The following is a 7,366-nucleotide window of genomic DNA, read 5'->3' as shown; positions in this document are numbered from 1 at the left end:
AAAAACAGAAATTAAGATCATTAGCAAATTTTGAAGTCATGTGTTATGTCGAATTTTTGCTCGAATGCATTAAGCATGATATTCATAGTCATATTAGCTTTGCGATCTATATCATTATGTATGAGCTTGGCCTTCGGGCTAAGCTCTTTGTGCTTAGTCTGATAAGAGATAACTGCAATGTCTTCAGGATTTACATACTGACTTAATATAAGTGCAAGGTAAGCGCCATTAACAAGGATCTTTTTACCCTTAAGTTGTTTTAAATGCTCTTCACTGCATTCAGAGAAAATAAGTGCATGCCCCTGAGGGACTATTGAACAGATGTAGTCCTGGTATTTCTTGTTATCATAGGCATCAGTCAAAAGATAATAGTCTTGGCCAAGGTTTTGGCAGGCGTTAGAGCCTAATGTGTACATGTCAGTATATACCTGATAGAAGAGGAAATCGTTGACTATCATATCCATGCAGATGATAGGAACGAAGTACTTATCAGCCATACGCTTAAAGTCTTTCTCAGGGATATCAATTGCAATGATTCCATCAAGCATACGGTTAGGTGCACTGTCTGCATCATCACTATTAAAGGGGATAATGATAGTGCTGTAATTCATCCTGCTGAATCTCTCTACAAGCAGGTTTACAAGGTGCATGATCTCAAGATTTCTTGAAGGTGAATCTTCTCTTACATGGTATATTATTCCAATTAGGTTATTCTTGCCGGTAGCAAGACTCTTGGCTTCGTGACTTGGAACATAGTGAAGAAGGTTTGCCATCTGAAGGACTTTCTTTCTGGTTTCTTCGCTTATCTTCTGGCCTTCTTTATTATTCAAAACATATGAAACTGTAGCAACTGAAACGCCTGCTGCTATGGCTACATCTTTGGCTGTTGGCTTCTTGGCCATGGATCATAAACCCCCTGAAAATTTGGTTGCTTAATTTGTTAAGTGATAAAGGTAAGTTACTCGCCTAAATGCACGGAGTAGCTTAATGTAACGGAGCGACTCGTGTATAAATCGGAAGCACAAACATACAATGTTAACTTAACCGTTTAAACAAATCATACAAAGCATTTTGGAAAAAGTCAAACTTGCCCTTAAGATGAACTGTTAATACGTTTAAACAGTTTGACAGCTCATCAAATATGTGCTATGGTTTCACTTAAGCGGTTAAGTTAAACAATTAAGTAAAAATGGAGGATAGTTATGAATAAGAATTTAGTAAGGCTTGTTACAGGAATTTCATGTATAACACTTCTTTGTGCATCATTAGTTGGATGCTCAGGCGCTGCTACTGGTAGTGCAGCAGGTGAATCCAGCACGGCTTATGATGCTACTGACAATTCTCAGCAGATCACGGTAACCTTCATGGAGGGTGATACAGAGCTTGGAACTGCAAGTGCAAATGCAGGTGAAGTATTAAGCCCTGATTCATATAGCAGCTTTGAAGCTAAAGACGGCTCCGAGTTCCTTGGATGGTACGAAGCTCCTTCTTTTATCGAAGCATCAAAGAAAGACCTTACAACAGATACTTTTGAAGAAGATACAACTCTTTACGCAAGCTTTAGTGCAAGCGAAGTTACAGAAGATACAAGAAAATGGTACCTTGCAGGAACATCACAGACAGGACCTCTTAAGGATAATGCCTGGGCAGGAGATATTGGTCAGGAACTTATAGACAGTTTTGAACTTGTACCAACAGGTAATGCGGTTAATGAATTTGCGATCACTATAGACCTTTATGCCGGTGACCAGTTCCAGATAATTGCAGACTGGTCATGGGATACTCAGAAAGGTTATGGTCTTTTTACAGAGCTTGATGATACTCAGTTTGAAAGTGGCGGAAGTCTTGGAGGATCAGAAGAAAAGGCTAATGTAGATGTTCTTATGGATGGTAATTATACTATTACGCTTACTACAGATCCTGATAACAGCTCACTTGATACAGTTGTTGTCGTAAGAAATGGTGATGTGACCAATGAATAAGTACGCAGTACAGCATATCATGGATTCGTCCTACTGTTTTCCTACATCTGAGCACGACATAACAATAAGGCTTAGGACGGCCAAGGATGATATTGATCAGGTTTATATCATCTACGAGAGCAAGTATCATATACAGGATCACCAGAATAAAGCAGTGATGGAGAAGATTTTTTCGGGAAAAGAGTTTGATTATTACTCCATAAATCTCCACCTTGAAGATACAAGGCTTGCTTATATCTTCTATCTCTATGATGGCAAGGAGTACAAGTATTTCTCTGAAGATGGTCTTACTGATACCTATGATTACAGCACAGGATTTTACAATTTTTTCCAGTTCCCTTATATAAATAAGGCTGACATACTGCCTATGGTTGACTGGATGAAGACAGCAAGGTTCTATCAGATATTTGTTGACAGGTTCAATATTGGTGATAAAGACAAAGATATGAGCTATGTCAACTTGAAGTGGGGCGATAAACCAACTCCAAAGAGCTTTGCAGGTGGCGATATAAAGGGTATTACGAATAAGCTTTCCTATATTAAGAGTCTTGGAATTAACTCCATATATCTGACACCTGTTTTTAAGTCTATATCCAATCATAAATATGACATCAGTGATTATCTGGAGATCGATGAGGATTTTGGAAGCAAGAAGGATTTAAAAGAGCTTGTTGATAAGGCCCATGAAGAAGGAATGCATATAGTGCTTGATGCTGTATTTAATCATTGCAGCGACGAAACCGCGCAGTTCCAGGATGTTCTTAATAAGGGCAAAGAGTCAAGGTATTATGATTGGTTCATAATAGACGGTGATAAGCCTGACAAGGACAAGGTAAACTATGAAACCTTTGCTTCCTGCAACTACATGCCAAAACTTGATACTTCAAATCCAAAAGTAAGGGACTTCCTTACAGGCATAGCTGTTCACTATATCAAGGAATATCATATTGATGGCTGGAGACTTGATGTATCGGATGAAGTGAGTCACGATTTCTGGAGAGAGTTTAGAAGGGCTGTCAAAAAAGCTGATGAGAATGCAGTTATCATTGGTGAAAACTGGCATGATGCGTCTGTTTATCTAAAAGGAGATCAGTACGACAGCATCATGAACTATGCTTTTACTAAGGCGGCGCTTGATTTTTTCAGTACAGATAAGCTTGATGCAAAAGGTATGGCAGAGAGGCTTAATGACCTTCTTGCAAGAAATTCTGATACTGTAAATCACATGATGCTTAACCTTCTTGATAGTCACGACACTCATAGATTTTATAGTGAAGTATCTGAAGATGACAGGAAGTTTAAAGCAGCCCTTTGTCTTTTGTATCTCTATCCCGGAGTTCCATGTATCTTCTATGGAACAGAGATAAAGATTAAAGGCGGTTATGATCCAGACTGCCGCAAATGCATGGACTGGGATAAGGCTGATAAGATCAAGGACACAGATATATACAGGCTTCTTATATCACTTGCAGATTTAAGGCAAAACTATGATTTTAGTAATGTCTATCCTGTAATAACCACTGATGAAAGTGGGGATATGCTGGAGCTTAGGTATATAATTGGTGATACTGGGATAAATCTGTATATCAATAATGCTGATAAAGATACAGTGGTGACAGAAAGAGGCAGCAGCGCAGAATATAAGATTGAAGCGTATGAAGCCTTGGTCATAGTTAATAACAAGGTTTTGTTATCTACGCTTAAATGATTTTTGACTGTTATCTGATTATGATCGTAAGGCTTATATCAGATATTGTCTTGCAAGATGTTTGAGAATGATAAATAGAGGAGATAGGTATGGGTAGACAATTAAAAAAAGCATGTTCTTTAGTACTTGCAGCTACGATGATGCTTATAGGATGTGGTCAGTCATCCGGTGAAGAAAAAAGTAGTGCAGATACCACAGCTTTAAATCCTTCAGGAGAGAAAATAACTCTAAGGATTCTTGAAAATGATACAGCTAAGTCTCAGGGATATCTTGATGAACTTTTAAATGCTTTCAACGAAGCATATAAGGATCAGGGAATTGAAGCTGTCGATGCCAATATGGAAGAGTATTCTGATCTTGCAGAGAACGGCCCTTATGGATACGGACCTGACGTTTTGTATCAGGCCAATGATCAGATCATGACCTATGCAGAAGATAAGCATATCATGGCACTTAGCCTTGAAGATTTTGAATGCTATGATAAGATCCCCCAGGAAGCCTTTGATGCATTTAAGATAAATGTAGATGGTAAAGACTATTACTGCGGAGTTCCTGTAAATGTTCAGGAGCCGATGCTTTTCTATCGCAAGGATATGATGCCAGAAGACTGGGAGACTAACTGGGATACTGATGGTGATAAAGTGGCAGACTTTTTTGAAAGCTGGAATAGTCTTTATGCCTTTTCCAAAACGTTAAGAGATAGCGATACAAGTGCCAATAAAGATTCACAGTATGGTCTTATGGCTCCGCTTAACGATCTGTATATGATGGCTGAATTTTCTTTTTCCTATGGAGGATATGTGTTCGGCCAGGATGATCAGGGCAATTATAACTCAGAAGATATAGGCTTTAATCAGGGTGACTCAGCAACAGGTCTTCTTGCCATGAAGGAATTTGCAAAGCTTATGAGTCAGGAATGTATTGATGATTCTGTTAAGACAAGCAGATATTCTAAGGTTGCAGATGGCACATTTTTCTGTTCTATATCTACACCTGATACATATACTCTTTTCTATGAAAAGCTTGTAGCAGTTTATGAGCAGGAGGGTCTTAGCGAAGATGATGCCAAGGCAAAGGCAACTGAGAATCTGATGATGACACAGCTTCCGTCAAAGATGCCTGCAAACGGCGATATAACAGCTGATCCAAATACAATGTCTGATAGCGATTATGTTACGACCAAGGTTATGGGCGGAGTAAATGGTTATGCGATAAGTGCCTATACCGAGCACAAAGACGCCTGCATTGCCTTTATAAACTTCGCAACAGGATATGAGATGATCACAAAGAGAGCAGAAATGCTTGGAATAGCACCAACAAGATCTGATGTTGCAGAAGAGATCGGCGGCGTTACAGATACAATTTTTACAAGTCTTAAAGAAGGTAACATCTATCTTATGCCATCAATAAAGGCAGTTGACCAGATCTGGGATCCAATGCAGACACTCCTGTCTGACGTAGCCAAGGATGCTTTCAGACAAGCAGATGGCGAAGAAGAGAAGTATACAGACAAGGATAGCATGCAGACGGCACTCGATAATTCTGTTCAGAGCATTTATGATGCGATTTATACTCTTGCTCAGTAAGAAAAGTAGGACTGTGGAATGAAAAAAAGTAATAATGTACCTGTTTTGTGCTCATGTATTGTCATGGGCACAGGACAGCTTATGTATAAACAGTGGATCAAGGGAATTATATATCTGGCAGTTTTTATATTGTTTTTGTATTTTATTATTACAACTGGTATTGAAGATATTATTGGATTTTTTACCCTGGGAACAGTAGAGGGAGATGCATGGCTTGGCATCGAAGGCGATGATTCAATTATGATGATGCTTAGAGGTATCCTTGCATTTATTGTAATTGCCTTGTTTGGACTTATACACTATAGCAATATCAAAGATATACTTTATATAAGAAAAAGTATTGAAGGTGGTAAAGAGATTCCTTCTTTTGTAAAGTCTATAGCTCTTTTTACAGATAAGAAGTTTTATATTGTAGCCCTTGCTATTCCTGTTGTTGGTGTGCTCATATTTAATGTTCTTCCTATCATATTCATGACACTAATTGCCTTCACCAACTACGGCGGAGATATTGTACCTCCAAAGCTTGTGGACTGGATAGGTTTTGATAATTTCAAAAAAATATTTGTGTTGTCAGATCTTAAGGGAACCTTTGTAAAAATACTTGGATGGAATATTATCTGGGCAGTTGCGTCAACCTTCATCAATTATTTTGGTGGGCTGTTTCTGGCACTTCTTCTTAATAAAGAATGCGTTAAAGGCAAGACATTCTGGAGAGCATTCCCTATCCTTGCATATGCAGTTCCGGGATTTATAACGCTTCTTGGCTTTAAGTTCATGTTCTCTTATGGCGGACCTATTAACTATCTGATCACAAGAACGGGGGCAAGTGCCATAGGATTTCTTGATATAGACGCGGGCTGGAGAGCCAGGATCATAGGCCTTTTGGTCAATGCATGGATATCAATTCCAACTTCCATGCTTCTTGCAACAGGTATGCTGTCCAATATGAACAAGGAATTGTATGAAGCTGCCAGCATAGATGGAGCAACAAAGTGGGTACAGTTTATAAAGCTTACTCTTCCTTTTGTAGTATTTTCAACAACACCTACACTTATCACAAGCTTTGTAGGTAATTTCAATAACTTTGGCGTATTCTATTTCCTTAGAGGCGGATTATATCTGGATGGATATTTCCTTGCAAGTGATACGGATCTTCTTATCAACTGGCTTTATAATCTTTCAATTGACAATAACTATTATGGAATAGGTGCTGCGATAAGCCTTATCATCTTCCTGATCACATCTGTCCTTTCACTTGGAACTTATGTGAATAGTTCTGCATTTAAGAAGGAGGACACTTACAGATGATCAATATGAAAAAAAGGATAAGACCAAAGAACGTGCTCGACGTATGTATAACATACCTGATACTTATAATAGTAGCTTTTATATTCTTTTTCCCGATTTTATGGCTGGTGCTTGCTTCGTTTTCAAAGACGGGCTCTATATATGACTTCAAAGGCTTTTTTCCTTCAGCATACAGCCTTGATACGTTCATAAAATTGTTCACGGACACGTCCATGTATGACTATCCGTCATGGCTTTTGAACAGCCTTTTTGTAGCTGTGTTCTCATGCTTTTTTAGTACGGTTCTTGTAATACTGACAGCTTATGTCATGAGCAGATTCAGATTCAGGATGAGAAAGCCTATTATGAAGACAACACTTGTACTTAGCATGTTCCCAAGCTTTATGGGAATGACAGCTGTATATCTTATAATGGTCAATTTCAATCTGATCAATAATCTGTGGAGTCTGGTGCTGATCTATTCTGCAGGCGCACCTATGGGTTATCTTGTTCAAAAAGGATATTTTGATACTATAAGTAATTCCATATATGAAGCGGCCAAGATTGACGGAGCTACGAATCCTGTCATTTTCTTTAGGGTGACACTTCCTTTATCAAAGCCTATTTTGGTATATACTGCTCTTACCTCTTTTGCCTGGCCATGGAGTGATTTCATACTTCCAAATATGCTGCTTAAAAACAGGGATCTTTGGACAGTAGCAGTTGGACTTACACATATAGGAGAGACAGAATTTTCAAGATTTGCAGCAGGTGCTATTTTCATAGCAGTGCCAATCGTTACA

Annotated in this window: 6 protein-coding genes; 5 read left to right on the top strand and 1 reads right to left on the bottom strand. The window is 38.6% G+C overall.

Annotated elements, in window-relative coordinates; translation table 11 throughout:
* Positions 1 to 20 precede the first annotated feature (20 nt).
* A complete protein-coding gene (locus K6G87_RS19640; protein WP_296841125.1) occupies positions 21 to 902 on the bottom strand; it encodes a LacI family DNA-binding transcriptional regulator in 882 nt (293 codons plus the stop codon).
* Positions 903 to 1,202: 300 nt separating this feature from the next.
* On the opposite strand from K6G87_RS19640, the gene K6G87_RS19635 reads away from it, so the two are divergent.
* The 5 genes from K6G87_RS19635 to K6G87_RS19615 form a co-directional block, all read left to right on the top strand.
* On the top strand, positions 1,203 to 1,982 hold the full coding sequence (locus K6G87_RS19635) for a hypothetical protein (RefSeq protein WP_296841123.1): 780 nt from the start codon (positions 1,203 to 1,205) through the stop codon (positions 1,980 to 1,982).
* Positions 1,975 to 3,690, top strand: coding sequence for a glycoside hydrolase family 13 protein (locus K6G87_RS19630; RefSeq protein WP_296841120.1), 1,716 nt, complete (start codon positions 1,975 to 1,977; stop codon positions 3,688 to 3,690). Before K6G87_RS19635 ends, K6G87_RS19630 begins: the two co-directional genes overlap by 8 nt.
* An 89-nt stretch (positions 3,691 to 3,779) precedes the next feature.
* Positions 3,780 to 5,276: a sugar ABC transporter substrate-binding protein gene (locus K6G87_RS19625; RefSeq protein WP_296841117.1), complete on the top strand. Its 1,497-nt coding sequence runs from the start codon at positions 3,780 to 3,782 to the stop codon at positions 5,274 to 5,276.
* Positions 5,277 to 5,294: 18 nt separating this feature from the next.
* On the top strand, positions 5,295 to 6,584 hold the full coding sequence (locus K6G87_RS19620) for a carbohydrate ABC transporter permease (protein WP_296841114.1): 1,290 nt from the start codon (positions 5,295 to 5,297) through the stop codon (positions 6,582 to 6,584).
* Positions 6,581 to 7,366, top strand: a 786-nt coding sequence (locus K6G87_RS19615) for a sugar ABC transporter permease (protein ID WP_296841111.1), incomplete at its 3' end; no start/stop codon positions are given. The genes K6G87_RS19620 and K6G87_RS19615, both read left to right, overlap by 4 nt.

The organism is Butyrivibrio sp. (assembly GCF_024699075.1).
Note: the sequence above shows the minus strand (reverse complement) of the source record. Positions and strands in the feature narration are given on the sequence as shown.

Bases quoted from the DNA above. Each gene is read 5' to 3' on its own strand.
- K6G87_RS19625 (WP_296841117.1), top strand. From the start codon at position 3,780: ATGGGTAGACAATTAAAAAAAGCATGTTCTTTAGTACTTGCAGCTACG.
- K6G87_RS19640 (WP_296841125.1), bottom strand. From the start codon at position 902: ATGGCCAAGAAGCCAACAGCCAAAGATGTAGCCATAGCAGCAGGCGTT.
- K6G87_RS19620 (WP_296841114.1), top strand. From the start codon at position 5,295: ATGAAAAAAAGTAATAATGTACCTGTTTTGTGCTCATGTATTGTCATG.
- K6G87_RS19635 (WP_296841123.1), top strand. From the start codon at position 1,203: ATGAATAAGAATTTAGTAAGGCTTGTTACAGGAATTTCATGTATAACA.
- K6G87_RS19630 (WP_296841120.1), top strand. From the start codon at position 1,975: ATGAATAAGTACGCAGTACAGCATATCATGGATTCGTCCTACTGTTTT.